The sequence below is a fragment of the 'Prunus avium' virescence phytoplasma genome (genome assembly GCF_050916135.1).
Classification (GTDB): domain Bacteria; phylum Bacillota_I; class Bacilli_A; order Acholeplasmatales; family Acholeplasmataceae; genus Phytoplasma; species Phytoplasma ziziphi.
This window is the reverse complement of the sequence record NZ_CP069156.1, coordinates 67,606-92,980: the sequence shown is the minus strand read 5'-3', so window position 1 is coordinate 92,980 and position 25,375 is coordinate 67,606. Positions and strand designations below refer to the sequence as shown.

Sequence of the window (25,375 nt, the reverse complement as noted above, 5' to 3'; positions counted from 1 at the left end):
ATATTTTTTATTAGGTTTTTTAAGTTTGAGCTTTTCCACATTATTTTGTTTTTTAATATATTATTTAAAAAACATAAACTTTATGAAATCAAAACTTCATTTTATTTTAAAAAAATAAAATTATTTAATTTAAAAAATATAATAAAATTGTAATTATAATAAAATTTAATTTTCATAATAAAATATATAAATACAAATGATTTACTAAAAAAATTGATGATTTTTTTCAAGAACAAAAAAAACACCTTTTAATGGATTGATTGATATTATTAAAGAAAGTAAAAATTGTATTTGCCTACATATTAATTAAAGACATAAATAAAAAAATATAATTGACATTATTATTTATCAAAAATAATGAAAATTAAGAAAACAGAAATAAATTACATTATTTTTTCATTTGATTATAAAAAACTTTTTATTTAAAATAATAAATATTTAATTTAATATATTATTTAAAAATACGTTTTAATGAAAGGTTTAAAATATAACAAAAATGCAAAAAATTGAAAATAAAATAAATTTAAAACATTTATTCTTTTTGTTTATTTCAATTATTTTATTAATTTCTAATACCTCATTGATTTTCGCAGAAAAAGAATTATCTAAATTTTTAACAACTACAAACTTAGGGCAAATAGAAACAACAGGTCAAAAACCTACTAAAGATGAAATTATAGTGAAAATAAAAGAATTAAATAACGATTTAAAAGAATCAAAATCTTTAAAAATAGATAATGACCCAACCGAAACTGAAGCTATAGTTAAATCTAATGAGCACACGGGAGAAGTGAAAGTTTATTTTACTGTCAAAAAAACACAAACACCATTATCTAAATTTTTAACAACTACAAACTTAGGAAAAATAGAAACAACAGGTCAAAAACCTACTAAAGATGAAGTTATAACGAAAATAAAAACATTAAATAAAGATTTAACAGAATCACATTCTTTAAAAATAGATAATGATCCGACCCAAACTGAAGCTATAATTAAATCTAATAATAACACAGGAGAAATAAAAGTTTCTTTTACTGTCGAAAAAAAAGAAAATACAAATCATAATACAACTAACAATTCCGAAACAGTTACAGAATCCAATCCAGAAAATACCTCTTTTTTTAAAAATAAATGGTTATGGACGATAATAATACTTATGATAATTACATCTGTTGGTTTTTTTGTTTGGCGAAAACAAAAAATTTCTAAATAAAAAATTCTAAATAAAAAAGACCTTAAAAAGTCTTTTTTTTTAAAAAAATTTAATTTAATAAAAATATTTATATAAATATAAATTGGATCAAAAAATATTATAAAAAAGGATTTTATTATAGTTAAAAAAGAAAGGAACTAAAATAACATATGAAACCACAAACAAAAAAAATTTATCTTTGTCTTTACACAATCTTAATCATATGTGGATGTGCATTAATCTACTGGTGTTTCTTCAAACCAATCACACCAAAAACTAAAAAAACACATGTTTCAGAAGACAACCAGGATCCGGATATAAACATTAAAACGGCAATTAAAGACCAACAAACACTCGAAGAACAAAAACAAAAAAATGAAGATGCGTTAACTAAAACTAAAAATGCATTAAATCAACAAAAACAAGAATTAGAAACAATTAAAAATGATCTAAGTACAAAAGAAAAAGCGTTAGAAACTGTTCAAAACGATTTAAAAACAAAAGAACAAGCATTCAAAACAATTCAAGATAACTTAAACACCAAAGAACAAACTTTAACAACCACTCAAAATACTTTAAATCAACTAACAGAATTAATTAAGACTTTAAAAAATAAACATTTAAAAATTGAGTATCAATCGGACGGCGAAACAATAAAATGCATCACTGAATTTGATCCATCTACTAGCAAACAAATTAAATATACTCATTACCAACCCAACGTAAACAAAATAAATTATATCTATGAATACAATCCATCTAATGGAAATGCAATTAAGTTAACTTATTACCAATCAGACGGTAAAACAAAAAAAGGAGACTATGAATACAATCCAAGCAATGGAAATCTAATAAAATATACTGATTTCCAATCAGACGGTAAAACAATAAACTTCATCAACGAATACGAATCGTCTGGCAACATCAGCAAAACAACTCATTTCAATCCTGATGGATCAATAAAAAAATAACCGTATATAAACCTATAAAAAAACAAAAGATAATACTCTGATGAAAAATCACCTAAATTTAATTTAACCATTATGAAAAAAAATCAAACTCAAATTTTAGTTTTTGAGTTTGATTTTAGGGGTAATTTTGATTATTACGTTTATTTTAGACTGTACCGATTAATAATATTTTTTCTCTTTCTGATATTTGTTTTTGTAAAAAAAAAAAAAATAAGTTAATCTAATTCTTTAAGATTAAAGTTTAATTTTTAAATAAAAAAGAACTTAAATGAATAAGTTTTTTTACTTGATAATTTATTTCAAATTATTAAAAATCGTTAAAAAAAAATATTTCATCAGGAAATTGGATTTGTTTTTCAACAAAAGCAAGCGAATTTGTTAAGCATTCAAGTTCTCGATTAAGACTATTATAACTACTTTCATCAAGCATAAATTTCATCTCTAACAATGATTTTCTCTTTTGAATAGGCGCTTGTGTTAATAAAGAGTTCATTTCTCGAACGGATTGATTTATTCCTTCTACGCCTTTTCCAGATATTTCTGAAATGTATTTTTCTGGTTGCAATTCATTTAACTATTGTTTAACTTCTTCTAATTGTTTTTTAGTTTCCATAAATTCGTCTTTTGCCTTTTTAATTTTAGGTTTTATGTTTTCGATGTCAAGCAACAAAAGTTTTTTTTCTTGTTCTAATCTTTTCAATTTTTCTGATCGTAATTGATCATAACTTTTTATTTTTTCATTTGAATCTGTTTTTTCAGTAAGTTGAGCATTTTCGTGTTTTGGTTTAGTAGATGGAGATGAAGCGTCATCAGTGTGTTTGTTATAAAGAACACAAATTAAGCCAATGATGAATACAACAACGACAGTGCCAATAACAATTAATTTATTTTGGTGTTTTTTAAATTCATTTTTTTTATATACCTTTCCGATATATTTTATTATATCTTTTTTTTTTTTTTTGGAATTTAAACGCTTTTTAAATAAAAAAGAACTTAAATGAATAAGTTCTTTTTGATAAAAATTATATTATCTCATATGAGATGGTTTAGTCGGAGGAGGAGTGGTGTCGCAATAGGTGTCAAATTTGATTGACCATCCCGAATCAAAAACTAACCTGCAAGCGGGAGAGTTTCCACCAAAACCACAAAAGGAATTATCGTAAGGAGTACCTTTTCTTGTAAAATTAATAACGTCAAGAGTCCAATTCTTAAAATAACAATAATCTAATTTAAATTGTTCTTCGGGTATAGCATTAACATATGCAACTGTAAGAGACGGCACCCATATATTACCGCTATCTAAACAATATAATTCCCTAGTTAATTTACCCGTTTTACTTGGGCTACCTAATTTACTTACAATTGTGCTAGCAACATATGTGGATCCTGATTGAAAACAACATTGGTTTTTCCATTGTTCTAATGCTATATTATACTCTTCTTCAGTTTTTGGATTCTGATTCCATGTAATTTGTTTATTTTCTACAACTTGATTACTTATTTTTTCTTTTTCTCTTATTAAGTAATAAATTGAAACAGAGATCAAAAAAATTAATGTAATTGTTAAAAAAATAAATGTTTTTTTATAATTTGTAATTAATTTTTTGATATTTTGCATATTTTTTTCCTTTTTTTGATTTATTTTAATTATATCTTTTTTTTTTTTTTTGAATTTAAACGCTTTTTAAATAAAAAAGAACTTAAATGAATAAGTTCTTTTTGATAAAAATTATATTATCTCATATGAGATGGTTTAGTCGGAGGAGGAGTGGTGTCGCAATAGGTGTCAAATTTAATTAACGATCCGTAAGTAAAAATTAATCTTATAGGAGAAGGATCTTTAAAAAAAATAGAATTATCCGAACTTACCATTGGTCTTTTAAAATTCATAACATCGTTATATAAATTATAAAAATAACAATAATCTAAATTATAATTATTTTCCTTCAAACTGGAAACCTTATATTCTACTTTTAGATGCCCTTCTTTTAGATTCCCTTTTATTATATTACCGCCATCTAAACAATATAAAGTTTTCCATGATTTACCTAATTTATTTCTGACTTCATCACCAGTATATTCGTTTCCTTGTTTAAATATACATTGATTTTTCCATCGTTGTAAAGATTCATTATATTCTTCTTCATTTGATGGAGTTTGATTCCATGTAATATGTTTGTTTTCTATAATTTTAATTTCTTTTTTATTTGTTAAACAATAAATTGAAAGAGAAATTAAACAAAATAATATAATTGTTAAAAAAATAAATGTTTTTTTATAATTTGTTATTTTCTTTTTAATATTTTTCATAACTTTTTATCCTTTTTAAATTATATTTTTGTTATATATTTTTTTATAATTACAAAATTTTTAAAGCAAAAAAAAGAAATTGATAAATAACTTCTTTTTGTTTAAATTATTTCATATGAGATAGTTTAACTGGTGGTGGTGTAGTGTCCAAATAACCATTAAATTCAACTTTATCTAGATCAGAAATTTTTATTTTTTCAATAGAAGGAAGATTTTCAAAAGTATAAATATTAGACCAATAATTATTTTTAAAAGAATATTGAATTACATAAAAATTTTCATTTTTATCATAATAAGAATAGACAGTTTTTTTATTATTTTTTTGAAATATTGTAGCATCATAAAAACAATATAAAGTTTGATTTGAAGTTCCTAATAAATTACCTATTTCCTTTCCAGTAAATGTATTCTTAGATTTGAAATGACATTGATTTTTCCATTCTTGTAGGGCTATATTATATTCTTCTTCAGTTTTTGGATTCTGATTCCATGTAATTTGTTTATTTTCTACAACTTGATTGATTACTTATTTTTTCTTTTTCGCTTATTAAGCAATAAATTGAAATAGAAATTAAAAGAATTAATGTAATTGTTGAAAAAATAAATGTTTTTTTATAATTTATTATTTTTTTCTAATATTTTTCATAACTTTTGGTCCTTTTTTAATCATATTTTTATTATATATATTTTTTTATAATTATAAAATTTTTAAAAAAAATAATTTCTTTTAATTTAATAATTTAGATTTATTTCATATAATCAGGTTTATGAGGAAGAAGTGTAGTACTACAATAAGTATCAAATTCATTCAAACTTATATTTAATGTTGAACCATTGGCTTCAAAAAACGAGCATATTCAAAAAGCGGAACTTTTTTTAAAATACTCTAGAAATCATTAAAAATATTTAAAAGATTATCAATATTTGATAATCTTTTTTTATTATTTTTTTTAATTAAATTTAACTATTATGCAAACTTTAAAAAATTTCAAAATTTAATATAAACAACGAAAAGATAAAAGAAATAAAATCTTTAATAATTATCATTGGTAAATTACGCGGAATAAACCTTTAAAAACATCAAATGAAAAAGCAAGAAAAAAATATGAAAAAAGAAACAAAAGAAGAACAAACAACAACGAAACAAAAATATAACGTAGTTAGAAGCTCCATTATCATCATCATCTTATTATCACTCTTATACATTAGCGGCTACTTTGGCAAAAAAATGGTTAGATCGCAATTGCGAAATCGAAAAACCAGATGCTTAAATATTATTTTTTTGTATATAAAAACAAAAAATAGCCCCTCTTCTCTCGCTCATAGTTATTACTGTTCTTTATGGGTAAACAACTTAATCAAATTTTAAATTATCATCTAATAAAATACAAAATATAAGTAAAATAAAAATAGAGGTGAATTAAAATGATAAAAAAAGAAAAACAACAAATTAATATTTTAGATGTAGCTCAATATATAAATTAGAAATCAAAATAAAAAAGATTATACTAAAATGAAATTACAAAAATTAGTTTTTTTCGCTTATTGTCAACATTTAATCAAATTTAAAAAACCTTTTTTTAAAAACGATTGGGAAGCTTGGGAATATGGCCCTTGTTCTCCAAAATTATATTTAAAAACATTAGAATATACAAAAAAAATTCCTAAAGATTTAAAAATTATTGAAAATTTTAATATATCTTGTTTTAAACCGCAACAAATTCAAATTATGGATAATATTTTAAAAAAATATGGTTCTTATACTGCTAATCGTTTAGTTATGCTAACGCACGAAGTCGATTCTCCTTGGACAAGAAGTTTTCTTTTTAAAGACTGGTCATTAAATCCAATTACTGATAAAAGAATCTTGAAATTTTACGAAGAAAAAGGCGAACATTTTCAATGGAAATAAAAAAAGTCAGCGATTATTTAGATGATAATAAAGTAAAAATTGATATTATTATTCATGAATCTAAACATTTATCTTTGGATTGGGATAAAATAATCGAATCTTTTAATGAAACATTGAAAAATAAAAATTTTGAAAATGAGAGCCATTTTATAAATCCAACACAAATTAAAATGTTTCTAAATAAAGATAAACATCATTTAATAGAAGAAGTAAATTTTATTAAATTAAACATTGATAAATGTCAGCGTATTATTGGATTCATTGAACAAGAAAAAAAGAAGAAATTTTTTTATCTTTGTGTTTATGATCCTTTTCGTCAATTTAGTATTTTAGATTCAACCCAATATTTAAACAAAACAGCTCTTAAATATATTTATAATTTTTTAAAAATTAATAAATATGAATTCGACGAAATAGATAAATATTTAACACACAACAAATATAAAATAAAAAAACAATATTTTAAATATTGGAATAATTAAATTTTTAAGTTTTGTATATTATAAAAACTTACAATAAATTTTTATTTATTAAAAAAAAGATACAAATTTTAAATTTCAAAAACTTGAAATTATTTTTATTTCTTTTTTGATTTAAAAACTTAAACCGCCGAAACGGTAGCGCTTTTTAACTGCTCTTTACTGCTTTTTACTGCTTTAGTAAAATAAGACCTTTTGAAAATTACTAATTTGAGAAACCAAATTATTTATTTGAAAAAATAAATAGTTTGGTTTTTTTTCTTTTATATAGGAAAAAAACCGAACAAGAAAAAAAGAGTTTAAAATTTTGAAAGCGTTCAACACAAAATATTTTTTTATAACAAAGAAATTCCAAAATAAAAAAAATATTTTTTAAGACAAAAAATTTTACAAAAATAAATTAACAAAAATAAAGAGGTTTTAAATCAAATGGAAAATAAAGATAAACACGACGCATTTAAACCGTTAACTGAAAATGCTAGATTAAAAATTGAAATAAATGATACAGCTAATGTAATATCGCATTTAGAATCATTAATAATCAAATTAGAAAAAAACGAGGAAAACGGCGAAATCATAAGAACAGCAACAAAAACAATTTTAGCTATGAGACAAGCGAATATAAAAAAAATTAATAGACGTATTCAATTGTTGTCTATACATGGGAATCAAAGGAAATATTAAATATTTTTGAAATAAGAAAATTTAGGAGTTTAAAAAAATGATATATACGGAATTGCTAGCCCATGCATTCGTTAATGATTTAGAAAAATACGCAAAACAACGCGACGAAGAAGTTAATAATATCAAAAAAGAACGCGACAATTTAAAAAAATCTAATAACGGATTAAAAACACAAAATTTCATTTTATCAAAATGTAATTTGAAATTAAAAAACAAAAATAATGATGTAAATGCACACAACATGATATTACAAATAAAAAATATTCATTTAAGAAATGAAATACAAGGATTAAAAAAAAAGATTGAGAGAATACAAAAATGAATGTAGCCAAAACAAATAAAGCATTAGAAATAAACAACAAAAAATATTCAAATGAAAATTTTAAACTTACAAGCGAAATACAGTTAAGTTTTTTAAATAAACTGAAAGAAAAAATATACAAAACTACATTAAATCTTGAAAACGCCGAAAACGTCGTAGTCGGAGATGATTTAAAAACATATGCGCTGTGTTTATGCAAAGTATATGACCTTTTTGACACATACAGAATATTTAATGATTTCAAAATAAAAGATGATATAGCGAAAATTTACAAAATCATTACTGGGTATGTAAATTATGGCTGTATTGATTGTGATTTTTATTTTAATAAATTATTAAAATTTTTAACTGATAAAAAAGAAATAACAATGTATCCAGCTACTGTATTAAAAAATGGTATAGAAATAAGACAATTTGAAGTTATTAAATATCATTTTGAATAAAATATTAATTCAAAGCAGTAAATAGTAAAGGAGAAATTAAATATGTTTAAAAAAAATAAATATGATTTAAAAGAAATCACGGATTATTTAACTAACAATTATTTTAGAGTCCTTTTATTATCTAATGAAAAAGGAAAAACCAATTTGAATTTAGAAAACAGCGTTTTATATTTGAATCCTTCCGACGTTCCCAACTTCAATCAAATTTTTAAAAAAATTTCTAATCCTCCTTTTGAAATCAAACAAGATATCAACCTTAATAAAGATTTTATTTTTGATGCAACTAATAAAATTTTATATTCTAAAAAAATAATTGAAAAAAAATTAACCGCTCATGAAAAAATGGTTGAAGAAGAAACGAAGTCTTTATTTAGCAATGTATGAAGCCATAAAAAATATCAAAAAAATAATTGAAGAAGAACAAAAAAGAGAATGGGAACAAAAAGAATTAAAACGGCTTCAAAGAAAAGAAACCGAATATAAACAAGAAGAAGATAAAAAAAGCTTCGCCATGATAGATACAAGCATAATCAAACAAATTCAAGAAGACCCCACGACAAAAGATTTAAAATTTGGCGTTGATTACGATACAAAAGATATAGAAACGATGTTAAATTATTTTAAAAATAAAAAGAACATAGATGAATTCGAACATAAAATGATTTTAAAAACCAAACCTTATATTCAAATTGTTTATCAAGATACTAAAAAGCCTCTTTATGAAGAAAATATTATGACAGTACATAATTTATTTAATCAAAATTTAAATTTAGAAGAAATAAAAAAAATTGATAAAGATTTTTTTAATACGATTTTATCTAAAATTGAATTTTCTAAGGAACAATGGGGAAAAGTTAACCAGTTTAAAGAAAAAAACGGCATTTATCTTTACGGAGCATTAAATACTTATAAAACTTTTTTGATGAAAGGTTTTATAAATTGGTATTTACAAAAAGAAAAAGATTTTATATTTTTATATATGCCGGATTTTGTTAGGCAATTTCCCCAACATTGGTACGACCAAGATATAGAAACAAAAATAAATATTGTAAAAAATACTCCGGTTCTTTTCTTAGATGATATCGGCGCGGAACATTTAACAATTTATTTTAGGGATGAAATTTTAGGGCCTATTTTAGTTTATCGTTGCGAAAATAAATTAAATACTTTTTTTAGTAGCAATTTAAATTTAGAAACTTTATTAAAACATTTTACATTTAATGATATTTCGCAAAATTTCAAAGGAATTAAAATTATTAATCAAATTAAAAATTTATGTTCGGTTTATTGTACGAGCAAAATTAAAAAAGAATTTTTAAGTATTCATTAAATGAATTTTTAAATATTTTATCGGCTAGACAATCCGATACAAAGCTAAAACCAAGTCATGTATAAATCATGAAAGGAAATAAAATAAAATGGCTAATAACAATGCAATTCAAAGAGCAACAAAAGAAATTTTAAAGGCTGTCGGCTTGGCTATTTGTACTGTTTACGCAATTTTTGGTTTAATCGCAATGTATCGTAATAACGAATTACCATTCCAAGACCACGACAAATCTACAAATGTCATCGTTAACAAAATTAACCCTGACAAAGATAAAAACGTACACGTACAAGAAGCATTACTTAAAAGATTAAATGACTTAGAAGCTAAAAATACAAACACAACTGAAACAAAAGACACAAAAGATACTACAAAAAGAACTTAATTTTTAGTATTGTATAAAAAAATAAAAATAATGTTTCTATTTTGGATGATATTTAATAAATTTTTTATGATAACACCTTAAATATCAAAAAAAATAGGAATATTATATTATTTTTTTAAAAAAAATAAGAATTTATATAAAAAAATATGAATTTTTATTAAAAAAATAAGAATTTATATAAAAAAATAAGAATTTTTATTGAAAATATATAAATTTATATAGAAAATATATAAAAATTTATATAAAAAGTATGTTTTTTGAAAGAAAATAGAACTAAAATAGAACTAAAATAGAACTAAAAAGATAAAAACACCCATAAAATCAAGATTAATGTTTTTTTTACCTTAATTCAACAATTTAAAGAGGGTATCCATTTCAAAGTTTTTTTTAATTTAATTTGCGTACGGCATATTTTAAATTAAAAAAAATGGATTTAAATTTAGAACAAAATAATTTAAAGTTAGCGCTTTCTTTGTTATTTTCGGTTTTATTCGCAAAACCATCTAAGCCCTCCAATTTTCTACCTATTTCATAATTAAAGAAAATGTATATTCTCTTTAAATTGTTGAGTACAATTAACAATTTAAAAATCAAAAATGAGAAAGGAGAAACACAATGCAAAATAAAAAAAATCAAAAAATGACTAAACAAGATAACGTTGTTGTTGACGAAGCACAATATTTCAGTACTGTTGATTATTCATTAGATGAATATGAACTTAGTGAACGTAAACACGGAGTTATTAGTGTTCTTGAAGCAGTAGAACAAGAATTAGATAATTTAGGATATAACGCTGAAATAAACTTTGAATCTAAAAATTCAAAATTAATTAAAAAAATTGAAAATGAAGTTAACGAAAAAATTTCGGAACCAGCAAAAAAAGCTTCTAATTATGTAAAAAAAGCTAAACGTCTTTTATGGGACGTACAAAACGACAAAAACGCAATAATTTACTGCTTTATTAATTTAAGCCTTTTTCAAAATTACTAAAATTTGAAAAACTTAAATTACCAAAGCTCTACCTTTTCCTATATAAAAGAAAAAAACCAAACTATTTATTTTTTCAAATAAATAATTTGGTTTTTCAAATTAGTAATTTTCAAAAGGTCTTATTTTAATAAAGCAGTGAAAAGCAGTGAAGAGTAAAGAGTAGTGAAGAGCAGTAAATAATGAAATTTATGTTCCAAGTATTTATTATAAATATCAAAAAGTAATTATACGTGATAAATGGACAATTTGATCAATATAGCTACAAAATCAATAAAATTTTCAAAGTTTAATCATTTAATGTGTTTTAAACATTTAAACTATTGAGGCCATTCAATAAATAATAATAAATTCTACATTGGTGCTTTGCAAAAGGACAAAAATAATCCATCTCTGAAATTAATAATTACAATCAATTTTATTGTTGTAATTCCTATGTACTATTTATAAACATAAATTTCCAAATAAATATCCTAAAAAAGATTTTCAAAAATTAATTTATCATTTAGAATATCTTTTAAATTATTATTAATATATTTTTTTTACATCAAAAATAAATTTGCGGCAACCAAACAATATTTTTGAAAGTGTAATATTATCAAAATTTTCTTTTTATAGGATAATTCGAATAAATAATAACAATAAATATAACAATAAGAACAAATAAACAAGAAAAAATTAAAGTCAAATTTTCTTTTAATTTGTATATTTTTAAAAAATCAAATATATCTTTTTCTTTTAATAAAGCAACTTTAATAAAATTATGTGGTAATTTATTAGATTCTTCCAAAATATTATTAACTCCTATAAAATTACCTTCATTATCAAAATATAAAAAATTAAATTTAGGATTAGCAATTTTATTTTTATTCCTTAAATCAAATACGGAATCACACAAGACAAAATCATTTGTTTTATAACTTACAACACCTTTAAACATTTGTGGAAAATAATTATCATTATAGTTATTTGTTAAAAAAAATATTTCTTCTCCTAAATTTAAATTTTTAGAAGATCTGGCCGGAATAATATCGTAATTATTGGAAGATACAAAAGTTATTAAAATCAAATTATTACGTCCTAATAAAAAACTGTTAATTTGGCCTTTTTCTTTTTGATAATTATCATTATTAAAAATAGTTATTTCGATTTCATTAGAAAAAATATTTTTAATCGGTTCAATTAACGATAATAATTTATTCTTATTATTTGTATAAGTAGATAAAACAAAATATAAAAAATTATTATTTGGTAAAGATTTTTTTTGAAAAACAATCCCATTACCGCTAATTTCTTCATTTTGATCCCAAAAAATTAAAGAATTTTTTATTTTCTTTAAATTATCAAATTTACGTTTTTCATTTATTTCCATATTATCATTATTTGATTCATGAGGATAAACTAATTCTAAAGATATAAAGGGTTCATGTTGTTCTTTTAATTGAATATCATCGAAATTATAAATTTTAATTTCATTTAAATTATTTGGGCCCTTTTTTTCAAAAATAATATTATTTTTTTGTTCATTATAAATTATTTTTATTTGCTCTTTTTTAGGATTTAAAGAAAATATTTGTTCTTTTTTATAAAACATAACTACTAACTTAATATTTAATTGTATTTCTTTTTCTTCTTTTATTAACTCAGAAATAATTGATTTTATTTTTTTATTTCGAAAATAATTTAATAATTCTTCGATTGTAATAGTAATATTATTTTTATTCTTTATTAAAAAATTTGGATTTTGATTAAAAGGAGGAAATGAATTTAATTCATTTTCTAAATAATCATAATCTTCTGGTAAAATTTTAAAAAATTTTTTAATTGGATTTTTTTTATGCAATTCAATTATTCGATTACATATTTGTTTAACATGCTCAATATTAAGACATTGAGAAATTCTATCTGGCACATAATCACTTATAATAACGCTTTTGTTTATGCCTATAATTTCCCCATGAGTATTAAAAACAGGACCTCCGCTATTACCTGAATCAATTTGGATATCAAAAGAAATTTCTTTTTCATTATAATCAACAATATTACCTTTTTTTAATAAATTAAACCCCCAAATAATATTTGGTTTTAAAAATAAATCCTTATCTTGCGAAAGAGTATTGAAATTATCAAAAGTTAGTTTTTTTGATTTAATTTGAGTAATTTGAGAACCCATACTATAAACAACTTCTCCTTGATAAACATTTATTTTTTTCTTAGGTAAAACTTTATCTAAAATTGTTTTTATTTCTTCAAATTTTTTTGTATTTTTATCTCTAAAAGTCAAAATAGCTATATCATCATATACATCTTGATTATTTATAAAACCAAACATTTCCGCCTCTTGTTGAAAATAAATATTAAAAAGTTCAATTTTTATTGATGAATATTTTGAAGCTTGTTTCAATACATGCCTATTAGTTAAAACATAATAATCATAAAATATTTCATTATTTTCCATTATTTCTTTAACACAAAAAATAAAACCAGATCCTAAACTTAAAAATTTATTTTGCATCAAACTTCCGACTTGAATCAAAAAAGTAATTTTATTTAAATTTTGGATGTCCTCATCGAAAGGATAATTTAATTTTGTATTTTCTAAATTATTTTTTTGTTGTAAATTCGACTTTTCGATATTCACTTGATTATTTTGACATTTATCTAACGCTATCTTATCAAAAATATAATCTAAAAAATTTTTTTTAGAATCAATTTTAGATGAGCTATTATAAAAACCTAAAAACCATCCTTCTTGATTTAAAAAAATTTTATATTTCTTATTATCTACTTCTAACAAAAAATAATATTTATTTTTGATATCAATATCTTTTTCAGAAGATAAATCTGATTGTTCTAAATTCAATTGACATTTAAAAAAATAAAAAATAGAATTAGATGTTATTATATGGTTAATTATAATATTTGGATCTTGATTTGGCACGGAAATACCTATAAATTCTCCTTTAGTATTAAAAAATATTTTATTATTTCCGCCTTTAATAGAAATAGGTAAATACTCATTATCACTTAAAGCATAATTTTTACTTACAATACCTTCTTGAAAAGGTTCCATATGAGACGAAATATCTAAAGTAAAAGCATATACTACATCTCCTTTGTTAAAACGATGAGGTTTCAAAATAAAGGATGGCTTATCTTTTTCAAAATCAAAGATATTTTGGATTTTTTTTTGCATGTCTCCTATCATTTGAATCTTTTCTTCTAAAACTTTATCTTTTAAATTAAATGTAATTTGATTTTTTTTATAATCATTTTGAATAATTTGATTTTGATATTTAATAAATAAATATTTATAATAAAAAAATAAAAATAACAGAAATATTAAAAAAAATAATATAAATCTTTTTTTATTTATAAAAGATAAAACGATACTATCCATATTTTTCAAGTGCTTTTCCATTTTCTAAATTATTGTTTTAAATTTTTAAAATCTATACAATAATATGTTTTTACAATCATAAACAAGTAAATAAATTAATAACCAATTTAAAAATTACAAAACTCTCTACTTATTAATAATATATTAATTAAAATAACTTTTATTTATTTTTTGTCAAAAATATTAATTTTTATTATTGACATTTATAAAAAAAATAATATAATAATATTAGCAGTCATTATAAATGAGTGCTAGAATAGATCGACAATAATAAAAGTTACTTTCAAAAAAATAAAAAAATCTCTATTTATCAATACAAGCATATTCAAAAAATTTTTATTTATTTTTGTAAAAATATTAATTTTTATTATTGACATTTATAAAAAAAATAATATAATAATATTAGCAGTCATTATAAATGAGTGCTAGAATTGATCGACACTAGAGGTGTGAGCATTGCTTTCGAATCGAAAAAGATTAATTTTAAAGGCTGTTATCGAAAATTACTCTAAAGAAGTTAAACCCATAGGTTCTGAATTTTTATCTAAAGTGCCTTATTTAAAATTTTCCAGTGCTACTATTCGTTATGATATGTTGCAATTAGAAGAAAAAGGTTATTTAATAAAAAATCATAAATCTAGCGGTAGAATTCCTTCTTTAAAAGGTTATGTTTTTTATCTTAATAATTTAATGACTCGCAAGCCAGAAAATAAAGAAATTTTAACTTTGTTTGAAAAAATAATCCAAAAAAAAAATTCAAATAAAGAAAAAATTATTCAAGAAGTTTTAAAATTATTATGTAATTTGACAAATCATGCTATTATAGATATCAAACCTGATATTTTAAAAACAAGTAAAATTAAAAAAATTGATTTGATTTTTGTTAATCCTCAACAAGCAGTTATTTTTGTTCTTACAAATAAAGGTCATTTGCAACATCAAAATATTTTTTTAGATGAAGATAAAGAATTTAAAGCGGAAGATTTAAAGATAATTGTAGACATTTTTAATAATTTATTAATCAATAAATATTTAAACGAAGCTTTAAAAATTATCCAAAGTGATCTTTGCCAAGAGCAAATCAAAAAACATATTAAATATCAAGAAAAATTAATACAATTTTTTTTAGAAGCTTTTTATAAATTTTATAATAATAATACTTCTTTTTATGGTATTTCTAATTTTTTAACTTCTCAAACGGAACAAGAAATCACAAATATTAAAGATATATGCGAAATTTTAAATACAAAAAAATTAAATAATTTTTTTTACGATTCGAAAGAAGTAATTTGCAAATTAGCTAATCAAATTAGATTAATTCCTTATAAAAAATTTATTTTTGTTTCTATTCCTTACAATATTAACGAAAATGAAAAAGGATTTATAGCTGTTTTAGGCTCTAATGTAATTAAATATTCAGAAATTATACCTATTTTAGAATATTTATCAGCTCATATATCTCATTTATATGAAAAAAATAAATAAAAAGGAGTTTTATTTGATATAAAATGAATGAAAAAAAAGATAAAAATTGCCAAAACTGTCCTTGTGATAAAAATCACAAAAACGAGAATATAAACAATTGTGCAAAAGAAACTTGTAAACAAGAAGATTGCCAAAAAAAACATTGTCCAAAAGGCAATTGTGAAAAAGAAAGTTGTTCACAAGATAATTGTAAAAAAGAAGAAGGAACTTGTGAGCAAGAAGACTCATGCAAAAACAATTCCTGTTGCAAAGAAAATAATAAATGTCCTTTTAAAAAAGATGAAGATAGCCAAAAATGCACTAATGATTGTTCTACATCAGTTAACAATGAAGAAGAAATTGAAAAATTAAAAATAGAAAAAAAACAATTACAAGAAAATTTATCGGAAATCACTAACAAATATGATAATGATAAATTGAAATATCAAGCAGATTTAGAAAATTTTCAAAAAAGAATTCAAAAAGAAAAAATTCATTCTTTGAAGTACGCTTCTATGAATTTAATTACTGAAATGTTAGTCCCTTTAGAACAATTAGAAAAAGCTTTAGAGATGACTACTGAAGAACCTTTATTAAAAAATTTTTTATTAGGTTTTAAAATGATTTTTAAACAAACAAAAGATATTTTACATAAAGATGGCGTTCAAGAAATTAAAGCTTTAGGCGAAAAATTTAATCCTGAATTTCATCATGCGATCGAAAAAATATCAGATAAAAATAAGCCAAATGGAATTAACTTAGCAGTTATAGAAAAAGGTTTTTTATACAAAGATTTAGTTATTAAACCAGCAATGGTAAAAATCAATGAATGGAGTGATAATTCAAATGAAAACAAATAAAATTATTGGAATTGACTTAGGAACAACTAATTCTTGTGTTTCTGTTATGGAAGGGAAAGAAGCTAAAGTTATTATCAATTCAGAAGGCGGAAGAACTACGCCTTCAATTGTAGCTTTCAGAAATGATGAAATTTTAGTAGGTGAAGTTGCTAAAAGACAAATGTTAACTAACCCAAATACTATATTGTCTATTAAAAGACATATGGGAGAAAAAAATTTTACAGTTAATATTAAAGATAAAAAATATACACCTCAAGAAATAAGTGCAATGATTTTAAGAAATTTAAAAAAACAAGCTGAAGATTATTTAGGGGCGGAAGTAACAAATGCAATTATTACTGTGCCTGCTTACTTTAATGATGCTCAAAGACAAGCTACAAAAGATGCTGGAAAAATTGCTGGTTTAGAAGTAAAAAGAATTATTAATGAACCAACAGCTGCCGCTTTAGCTTATGGTATTGATAAACAAAATGAAAAAGAACAAAATATCTTAGTTTTTGACTTAGGCGGAGGAACTTTCGACGTTTCTATTTTAAATTTAGCAGAAGGTAATTTTTCTGTTTTATCAACTGCTGGAGATAATCTTTTGGGTGGAGATGATTTTGATAACAAAATCATTGAATTTTTACTAAAAGAAATCAAAAAAGAACATTTAGTAGATTTAAGTAAAGATAAATCTGTAATGCAAAGATTAAAAAGTGCTGCAGAAAATGCTAAAAAAGAATTAAGTAATGCTATGTCTGCTCAAATTTCTTTACCATTTTTAACAATGATTCAAAGACACGAACAAGGAAATTCTGTAGGCGAATCTATTCATTTTGAATATAATCTAACAAGAGCTAAATTTAATGAATTAACTCAAGATTTAGTTGATCGTTGTTTAATTCCTTTAAAACGTGCTTTGAAAGATGCTGATATGACTCCAGGAGAAATTCATCAAGTTTTATTAGTAGGCGGTTCAACTAGAATTCCAGCTGTTCAAGAATTAGTTAAAAAAGAATTAAATAAAAATACTTTAAATAAAAGTATTAACCCTGACGAAGTAGTTGCGATGGGCGCTTCTATTCAAGGTGGTATTTTATCAGGAGATGTTAAAGATATCGTTCTTTTAGATGTGACTCCGCTTTCATTAGGAATTGAAACTTTAGGAAATGTTTTTACTAAATTAATTGAAAGAAATACAACAATTCCGACAACAGCTAAACAAGTATTTTCTACTGCAGAAGATAATCAAACTTCAGTTGATATTCATGTTTTACAAGGCGAAAGACCTTTAGCAAGAGAAAACAAAACTTTAGGTAATTTCCGTTTAGATGAAATCCAAGCTGCACAAAGAGGAATTCCACAAATAGAAGTGACTTTTGATATTGACGTTAATGGTATTGTTTCCGTTAAAGCTAAAAATTTAGGAACTAACAAAGAACAAAAAATTACTATTTCAGGTAGTGGTTCTCTATCAGAAGAAGAAATCAAAAGAATGATTAAAGAAGCAGAAGAAAATGCAGAAGCTGATAAAATCAAAAGAGAAAAATTGATACTTTAAACGAAGCTAATAACTTAATCTTCCAAACTAAAAAATCTTTAGACACTTTAAAAGATGAAATTCAACCGGAAGAAAAAAATAAAATCGAAGGACAAATTAAAGATTTAGAAGAAGCTTTAAAAACAGAAGATATCGCAATTATTAAAGAAAAAATGAGTCTTTTAGAAAAAGAATCTCAGTCAATAGCTGTCAAAGCTTATCAAAAAGCTCAAGAAAAATCAAAAGAAAATTCTGATAATGATAATTATAAACCAGAAAATGACAAAAATTCTGACCCAGATGAAGTAGTAGACGCTGAATTTAAAGAGAAAAAATAATTTCCTTTGACAGAATACAAACCAAAAAAAGAAATTAATCTTTTTTTGGTTTCTTTATTAACTATAAAATCTAATATAAAACTATAGGAGTTTTTATTATGAAATCTAAAAGGGATTATTATGATGTTTTAGAAGTTTCTAAAAATGCGAGTGATACAGAAATTAAAAAATCTTATCGTAAACTTGTTAAAAAATATCATCCTGATGTATCTAAAGAAGATAATGCTGCTGAAAAATTTAAAGAAGTTCAAGAAGCTTATCAAATATTAAGTAACGCGCAAAAAAGAAGTGATTATGATCGTTTTGGTCACCAAGATTATAGTAATTTTAATAATAGTGGGTTTCAAGGTTTCAACCAAGGTTTTAGTAGTTCCGATTTTGGCAATTTTGATGATATTTTTGGAAGTTTTTTCGGAGAAAATCGAACTAATAAACAAAAAAATACAAATAATGTTCAAGATAAATACGTAGAATGTGTTATTGATTTTTTAGAAGCATGTTTAGGCGGAAAAAAGGAAATTAAAATAAATTTCGAAGAAGATTGTAAACAATGTAATGGAACAGGGGCGCAAAATAAAGAAGATGTTCGAATTTGTAATTATTGTAACGGAACAGGACATATTACAAAATATCAAAGAACTTTTTTAGGAAATATTGGTACCCAACAAGTATGTTCTTATTGTAGAGGCGAAGGTAGAATAATTACTAAAAAATGTTCATCTTGTAAATGTTCTAAAAGAGTTTCAAATGTTAAAACAATAAACATTGATATTCCTGCTGGAGTAGAAGATGGAATGACAATGAAACTCGACCAACAAGGACACGGAGGGCACTTAAATTCTAAAAACAGTGATTTATATGTAACTTTTAAAATTCAGCCTCATGAATTTTTTGAAAGAGAAAAACAAAATATTATTTCCACTGTTTGGATTAATTTTTATGATGCTATCTTAGGAAAAGAATTAAATATTCCCACTATTTATGGCGATGTCGAATTAAAAATACCAGAAGGAACACAAACTCATACTAAATTTAAATTAAAAAATAAAGGTATTCCTTATTTACATTCCAATTTTCGTAAAGGAGATCATTTTGTTATTGTCAAAATTAAAACTCCTACTAAATTATCTAGTCATCAAAAAAAACTTATTGAACAAATTAAAGAATTAGATACATTTAACGAAAATATCAAAAAAAATAAATCTTGGTTTTTTTAAGATAAATAAAACTTACTTTTTTCTTTTTTAAAATCTTTTTTTGTATCTTGAAAGGATAAATCGATGATTTTAGTAAAATATAATAGATTAAAAGATTTTAAACCTTATTTTTATTTCGCTTTAGAAGAATATATTTTGAATAATCTTTTAAAAAAAGACGAATTTTGTTTTTTTTTCCAATGGCAAATCCAAGGCGTAGTTATAGGAAAAAATCAAATTATTGAAAATGAAGTAAATTTAGATTTTACTACAAAAAATCAAATTCAATTATTTAGAAGGCCGACAGGCGGAGGATGTGTTTATAACGATCCTCAAACGCCTCTTTTTAGTATTATTACTGCCAAAAAAGATAAAAATTTTAATTTCAAAGAGTATTTAGGCAAGATTATTGAAGCTTTTGGTAAATTAGGAATTAATTTATATTTTAGCGGTAGAAATGATATTCTTTTAAATGAAAAAAAAGTTTCGGGCAATGCCTTTATGCAAAATAAAAACGGTATGGTAATGCATGGAACTTTACTATATGATTGTGATATTGATACCATGGTAAGGTGTATTACCCCTAACAATGAAAAACTAATTTCTAAAGGAATCACCAGTGTTTCTTCAAGAGTTACTAATTTAAAAGAACATTTAAACGGCATGTCTCAACAAGAATTAATGGATTATCTAAATAATTATTTAACAAATGAAGAATACAATTTAACTTTAGATGAAATATATAAAATTGAACAAATGGCAAAAAAATATTCTTCTAAAGAATGGATTTTCGGAGAACATCCTGCATATGACAAAAAATTACAAAAACGTTTTAATTGGGGTAATTTAGAAATTTTCTTATCTTTAAACAAAGGTAAAATATCAAAAATAATTTTTAAAGGAGATTTTTTTCATAAAGAAAATAATTTATCAGAATTTTTAGAAAAATTTGTCAATGTTTCCTATAACAAAAAAAGTTTGCAAGAACTTTTGAAAAACATTGATATCAAAAATTATATTATCGATGCTTCTAATAAAGATTTGCTATCTTTATTAGAAGAAGGAATTCTTTATTAAAATAAATTTTTATAAAATTGAAAGATTTCGTTTTTTATACATTTTTTAAAACAAATCATTAAATTTAATTATTTTTTAAAAAAATGTATAACATAAGTAATTAATATTAAAAAATAAAAAAATTCTTTTAAAAAGATTTTCAAAAATTATCTTTTATATCAAAATGAAACTTCATTTAAGGAAAAAAATCATTTTTACTTAAAAAATATTAAATAAAAAATAACTTTCTAAATTTTTATTAAAGAATTCATTTATATTTCGACATTATTTTTTTATATTAAAACAAATTATATTTATGCAAATAAGCTAAAATTATTTTTTTATATTTTATTATATTTGGAACTTCCAAATATAATAAAAAATTATTTTTATAAAAAAGGAAATGAATGTTACATGTTTCAAATAAATAATTTAAAGAAAAGTTATGTTACTAAAGGCGGTTTAGTTGCGCCAGCTTTACATAATATTTCGCTTACCTTACCTGACACAGGAATGTGTTTTATTTTAGGCAAATCAGGTTCTGGTAAATCTACTTTTTTTAATATCTTAACTGGAATAGATACCGCTAGTGATGGTAAAATTAGTGTTGCTAAAACTGATATTACTAAATTTAATCAAAAACTATTAGATAACTATCGTAATGGGATGATTGGTTTTGTTTTTCAAGAATTTAATTTAATGGACGACATGACTATATTCGAAAATATTGTTTTGACTGTTCAATTACAAAATAAAAAACCTGATATGAATTTAATTCACAGTTTACTTGACAAAGTGGGTTTAGATAAAAACTTGTTAAATCGTAAAATAAATCAACTTTCAGGAGGGCAGAGACAAAGAGTAGGAATTGTAAGAGCTTTAATAAAAAACCCTAATATTATTTTCGCAGATGAACCTACTGGTAATCTTGATAGTGAATCAGCTAGTCAAGTTTTTGATTTATTAAAAGATTTATCCAAAGAAAAATTAGTAATTATTGTTTCTCATGATAATGAAAATTCTTATAAATATGCAGATCGTATCATTGAACTGAAAGACGGAAAAATAATATCTGATTCAACGCGTAAACGTAATACTAAAAATAAAGTAGAAGAAAAAAATTCTTGGAAATCTTGGAAAGTAGGGCAAACTTTAACTCAAGAAATGTTAAATACTTTACAAAAACAACAAACAAATCCAAATTATCAATTGCAAAATAATTTCTCGCCAACTGATCAAAATAAAATTATCCAAGAAAGAAACGATTTTATTTCCGCTCCTAGTCGTTTGCCTTTCAATTTAATTTTTAAAAATGCTTTGAATAGTTTTAAAAATAAAAAATTCTTTTTAATTTTAGTTACTATAGTAACTATATTTGCGACACTTATTTTCAGTACTATATTTGGTTATTTTTTAGCTTATAAAAGTAGCGGATTCGATAAACACATGGAAAAAATATACAATACAACGGAAAAAAAAGGCATAGACCGACAAGCCATAAAAAACAAAGCACAGAATCCTGGACAAGAAGAAACAATTCAATCTGTTGAAGATCAAAGATCTGAAGCATGTAAATTGAAACAAATTCGAACAAAGTTGCGTGAAATATATCCTAATATAGAAGCAAATGTGAATGATAAACAAATTAAAAGATTCGAAAGTTTCATAGGTACGACAACGTTTTCATCTATGATATATACCGAAGTAATTAATGTCCTTACTAATAAATTGTTTTTATTTTGTATCACATTCGTCCCTGGTATAATGATTTTACTTTATTTTAATATGAGCGCTAAACTACAAAATCGTAAAATGGGGATTTTAAGATCTTTAGGTTCTAATGGTGTTAATGTCGGCAAAATTTTCGCGGCAGAAGGTTTTATTTTCGCGATTGTACAAACATTCTTCGTTTTTGTTTTAAAATCGTGTTTTTTATTATACGCAAACGTATCTTCTTTGATGTTTGGTTCTATCAATATAAACAAGATAACAGACACAGATGTAAATAATAATTTTTTGAATAAAATAATTGATATACAATCATATTATAATGATGACAGATATGGTCGTAAAGAATATATGGGTGAAATTTTTTTCGATAAAAATAATTCTAATTATGTTATTAATTTTATGCGAAATACATTTAGTCCTTTTTTAATTTGGAGTCCTATTTTAAGAGTTTTATATTTTATTCTTTTAAATTTTAGTTTTATTTTCTCTCTAACAATTGTTTTTACATCTTTTATTATTTACAAATGGTCTACTAAAAAACCAATTGATATTTTAAATAATAAATAATTATTTTATCAAAAAACCACTTAATAGTGGTTTTTTTTATTTATATATAAAATGAAAAAAATAATATATACTATGAATAATTAGTCTTTGAGAATTTGCTTTCAATGGTAATTTTGATAAAAACATTTTTTTTGGGCAAATACCATAACAAAAAAACACAGTCTTATTTTTAGAATATTTTTTGTACGTTTTACAAAAATATTATTTTTTTTAAAAAAATAATTAAATTTAATTCTTTTTTTAAAAAAATGTATAATATAAATAGTTCATATTAAAAAAATAAGATGAATAAAAAAATTTTTTTAAAAATATTTTAAAAAATTATATTTTATATCAAAATAAAATTTAAGCGCTTAATCAAACGTAAAGAAAAATCCTCTTTTTTACTTAAAAATATTAAATAAAAAATAACTTTCTAAATTTTTGTTCAAAAATTCATTTATATTTCGCCATTATTTTTTTATATTAAAACAAATTATATTTATTAAAATAAGCTAAAATTATTTTTATAAAAAAAGGAAATGAATATTACATGTTTCAAATAAATAATTTAAATAAAAGTTATGTTACCAAAGATGATTTTATCGCGCCAGCTTTACATAATATTTCACTTACCTTACCTGACACAGGAATGTGTTTTATTGTAGGTAAATCAGGTTCTGGTAAATCTACTTTGTTTAATATCTTAACTGGAATAGATACTGCTAGTAATGGAAAAATTAGTGTTGCTAAAACTGATATTACTAAATTTAATCAAAAACTATTAGATAACTATCGTAATGGGATGATTGGTTTTGTTTTTCAAGAATTTAATTTAATGGACGACATGACTGTATTGGAAAATATTATTTTAACTGTTCAATTACAAAATAAAAAACCTGATATGAATTTAATTCACAGTTTACTTGAAAAAGTAGATTTAGATAAAAGCTTGTTAAATCGTAAAATCAATAGACTTTCAGGAGGGCAAAGACAAAGAGTAGGAATTGTAAGAGCCTTAGTTAAAAACCCTAATATTATTTTCGCAGATGAACCTACTGGTAATCTTGATAGTGAATCAGCTAGTCAAGTTTTTGATTTATTAAAAGATTTATCCAAAGAAAAATTAGTAATTATTGTTTCTCATGATAATGAAAATTCTTATAAATACGCAGATCGTATAATTGAATTAAAAGATGGCCAAATAATATCTGATTTAATACGTACAAATAATACTAAAAATAAAGTAGAAGAAAAAATTTATTTAAAAAAAGAGCGAATTTTAACTCAAGAAATGTTAAATAATTTACAACAACAAATAAATCAAAAATCTCAATTGAAAAATAATTTCTCACCAACTGATCCAAACCAAATCATCCAAGAAAGAAACGATTTTATTTCTTCTCCTAGCCGTTTGCCTTTGAAGTTTATTTTCAAAAATGCTTTAAATAGTTTTAAAAATAAAAAATTCTTTTTAAGTTTAGTTACTATAGTCACTATATTTGCGACACTTATTTTCAGTGTTATATGTTTTTATTTTTTAGCTTATAAAAGTAACAGAATTAGTACCCACATGGAAATAATATCGAATTGGAACACAGAAACAAGATATAGTAATGAATTCATGGAACTAGTATATGAGGCATCTCAAATGTATCTTGGGATAACTAATGTACTTACTAATAAATTTTTTTTGTTTTATATCACATTCATCCCTGGTATAATGATTTTGCTTTATTTTAATATGAGCGCTAAACTACAAAATCGTAAAATAGGGATTTTAAGATCTTTAGGTTCTAATGGTATTAATGTTGGCAAAATTTTTGTGACAGAAGGTTTTATTTTCGCAATTGTGCAAACATTTTTCATTTTTGTTTTAACATCGTTTTTTTTATTTTACGCAAACGGATCTTCTTTATTGTTTGGTTCTATCCCTATAGAAAAGATAAGCATCGAAGATATAAATAGTTATTTTTCAGATCATGTGGAAGATATAAGAGATTTTTTTACTAATCCAGACAAAATCAGTCGAGGCCAAACGTTATTAGATAAAAATAATTCTAATTATGTTGCTAATTGTATACGAAATATAGTTTATCCTTTTTTAATTTGGCACCCTATTTTAAGAGTTTTATATTTTATTCTTTTAAATTTTAGTTTTATTTTCTTTCTAACAATTATTTTTACATCTTTTATTATTTACAAATGGTCTACTAAAAAACCAATTGATATTTTAAATAAATAGATAGT

22 protein-coding genes and 1 pseudogene are annotated in these 25,375 nt (G+C 22.8%); 18 read left to right on the top strand and 5 right to left on the bottom strand.

Translation table 11 applies throughout. From position 1 onward, the window contains the following. Window positions 1-496 precede the first annotated feature (496 nt). Window positions 497-1,213, top strand: coding sequence for a hypothetical protein (locus JNO41_RS00430; RefSeq protein ID WP_121463979.1), 717 nt, complete (start codon window positions 497-499; stop codon window positions 1,211-1,213). Between the two features lie 149 nt (window positions 1,214-1,362). Beyond that, on the top strand, window positions 1,363-2,163 hold the full coding sequence (locus tag JNO41_RS00425) for a DUF2963 domain-containing protein (RefSeq protein ID WP_121463978.1): 801 nt from the start codon (window positions 1,363-1,365) through the stop codon (window positions 2,161-2,163). Window positions 2,164-2,470: 307 nt separating this feature from the next. Here JNO41_RS00425 and JNO41_RS00420 read toward each other — a convergent pair whose 3' ends face one another. The 4 genes from JNO41_RS00420 to JNO41_RS00405 all read right to left on the bottom strand — a co-directional run bounded on the left by JNO41_RS00420 (window position 2,471) and on the right by JNO41_RS00405 (window position 4,473). After that, the gene (locus JNO41_RS00420; protein ID WP_121463977.1) at window positions 2,471-2,728 is read right to left on the bottom strand and encodes a hypothetical protein; all 258 of its coding nucleotides are present in this window, start codon (window positions 2,726-2,728) and stop codon (window positions 2,471-2,473) included. A 9-nt stretch (window positions 2,729-2,737) separates the two neighbouring features. Beyond that, on the bottom strand, window positions 2,738-2,863 hold the full coding sequence (locus JNO41_RS00415) for a hypothetical protein (protein WP_268876789.1): 126 nt from the start codon (window positions 2,861-2,863) through the stop codon (window positions 2,738-2,740). 327 nt (window positions 2,864-3,190) lie between these two features. Further along, window positions 3,191-3,781: a hypothetical protein gene (locus JNO41_RS00410; protein WP_121463976.1), complete on the bottom strand. Its 591-nt coding sequence runs from the start codon at window positions 3,779-3,781 to the stop codon at window positions 3,191-3,193. Between the two features lie 116 nt (window positions 3,782-3,897). Beyond that, a complete protein-coding gene (locus JNO41_RS00405) occupies window positions 3,898-4,473 on the bottom strand; it encodes a hypothetical protein (protein ID WP_121463975.1) in 576 nt (191 codons plus the stop codon). A gap of 1,513 nt (window positions 4,474-5,986) precedes the next feature. Here JNO41_RS00405 and JNO41_RS00400 point away from each other — a divergent pair. The 9 genes from JNO41_RS00400 (at window position 5,987) to JNO41_RS00360 (ending at window position 11,015) form a co-directional block, all read left to right on the top strand. Beyond that, window positions 5,987-6,385 carry a Panacea domain-containing protein gene (locus JNO41_RS00400; RefSeq protein ID WP_121463974.1) on the top strand — a complete coding sequence of 133 codons (399 nt, stop codon included), beginning with the start codon at window positions 5,987-5,989 and terminating at the stop codon, window positions 6,383-6,385. Then, the gene (locus JNO41_RS00395) at window positions 6,376-6,867 is read left to right on the top strand and encodes a hypothetical protein (RefSeq protein WP_121463973.1); all 492 of its coding nucleotides are present in this window, start codon (window positions 6,376-6,378) and stop codon (window positions 6,865-6,867) included. Before JNO41_RS00400 ends, JNO41_RS00395 begins: the two co-directional genes overlap by 10 nt. A gap of 426 nt (window positions 6,868-7,293) precedes the next feature. Next, a complete protein-coding gene (locus JNO41_RS00390; RefSeq protein WP_121463972.1) occupies window positions 7,294-7,548 on the top strand; it encodes a hypothetical protein in 255 nt (84 codons plus the stop codon). 37 nt (window positions 7,549-7,585) lie between these two features. Further along, the gene (locus tag JNO41_RS00385; protein ID WP_121463971.1) at window positions 7,586-7,870 is read left to right on the top strand and encodes a hypothetical protein; all 285 of its coding nucleotides are present in this window, start codon (window positions 7,586-7,588) and stop codon (window positions 7,868-7,870) included. Then, window positions 7,867-8,313: a hypothetical protein gene (locus JNO41_RS00380; RefSeq protein WP_121463970.1), complete on the top strand. Its 447-nt coding sequence runs from the start codon at window positions 7,867-7,869 to the stop codon at window positions 8,311-8,313. The genes JNO41_RS00385 and JNO41_RS00380 overlap by 4 nt, the downstream gene beginning before the upstream one ends. Window positions 8,314-8,355: 42 nt before the next feature. Beyond that, window positions 8,356-8,697, top strand: coding sequence for a hypothetical protein (locus tag JNO41_RS00375; protein WP_121463969.1), 342 nt, complete (start codon window positions 8,356-8,358; stop codon window positions 8,695-8,697). Further along, on the top strand, window positions 8,690-9,643 hold the full coding sequence (locus tag JNO41_RS00370; RefSeq protein ID WP_121463968.1) for a hypothetical protein: 954 nt from the start codon (window positions 8,690-8,692) through the stop codon (window positions 9,641-9,643). Before JNO41_RS00375 ends, JNO41_RS00370 begins: the two co-directional genes overlap by 8 nt. Window positions 9,644-9,731: 88 nt before the next feature. Beyond that, entirely contained in the window at window positions 9,732-10,025 is a 294-nt protein-coding gene (locus JNO41_RS00365; RefSeq protein WP_121463967.1) for a hypothetical protein, read from the top strand. A 615-nt stretch (window positions 10,026-10,640) separates the two neighbouring features. Continuing rightward, a complete protein-coding gene (locus JNO41_RS00360) occupies window positions 10,641-11,015 on the top strand; it encodes a hypothetical protein (protein ID WP_121463966.1) in 375 nt (124 codons plus the stop codon). Between the two features lie 595 nt (window positions 11,016-11,610). Here the strand turns inward: JNO41_RS00360 and JNO41_RS00355 are convergent. Next, a complete protein-coding gene (locus JNO41_RS00355; RefSeq protein WP_161554981.1) occupies window positions 11,611-14,412 on the bottom strand; it encodes a trypsin-like peptidase domain-containing protein in 2,802 nt (933 codons plus the stop codon). A gap of 456 nt (window positions 14,413-14,868) precedes the next feature. Between JNO41_RS00355 and hrcA the strand changes: the two genes are divergently transcribed. The 7 genes and pseudogenes from hrcA to JNO41_RS00320 all read left to right on the top strand — a co-directional run bounded on the left by hrcA (window position 14,869) and on the right by JNO41_RS00320 (window position 25,370). Next, entirely contained in the window at window positions 14,869-15,897 is a 1,029-nt protein-coding gene (hrcA, locus tag JNO41_RS00350) for a heat-inducible transcriptional repressor HrcA (RefSeq protein WP_121463964.1), read from the top strand. Between the two features lie 23 nt (window positions 15,898-15,920). After that, window positions 15,921-16,736 carry a nucleotide exchange factor GrpE gene (locus JNO41_RS00345; protein WP_121463963.1) on the top strand — a complete coding sequence of 272 codons (816 nt, stop codon included), beginning with the start codon at window positions 15,921-15,923 and terminating at the stop codon, window positions 16,734-16,736. Then, window positions 16,702-18,596 (top strand): annotated as a pseudogene (gene dnaK / locus JNO41_RS00340) (molecular chaperone DnaK). The gene JNO41_RS00345 and the pseudogene dnaK overlap by 35 nt, the downstream one beginning before the upstream one ends. A gap of 98 nt (window positions 18,597-18,694) precedes the next feature. Next, a complete protein-coding gene (gene dnaJ / locus JNO41_RS00335; RefSeq protein WP_121463961.1) occupies window positions 18,695-19,813 on the top strand; it encodes a molecular chaperone DnaJ in 1,119 nt (372 codons plus the stop codon). A gap of 63 nt (window positions 19,814-19,876) precedes the next feature. Further along, window positions 19,877-20,869 carry a lipoate--protein ligase gene (locus JNO41_RS00330; RefSeq protein WP_121463960.1) on the top strand — a complete coding sequence of 331 codons (993 nt, stop codon included), beginning with the start codon at window positions 19,877-19,879 and terminating at the stop codon, window positions 20,867-20,869. A gap of 393 nt (window positions 20,870-21,262) precedes the next feature. Further along, window positions 21,263-23,146 (top strand): ATP-binding cassette domain-containing protein, encoded by a 1,884-nt coding sequence (locus JNO41_RS00325; protein ID WP_432729549.1) that lies wholly within the window; start codon window positions 21,263-21,265, stop codon window positions 23,144-23,146. A gap of 532 nt (window positions 23,147-23,678) precedes the next feature. Beyond that, window positions 23,679-25,370 carry an ABC transporter ATP-binding protein gene (locus JNO41_RS00320; protein WP_121463958.1) on the top strand — a complete coding sequence of 564 codons (1,692 nt, stop codon included), beginning with the start codon at window positions 23,679-23,681 and terminating at the stop codon, window positions 25,368-25,370. The last annotated feature ends 5 nt before the right edge of the window (window positions 25,371-25,375 follow it).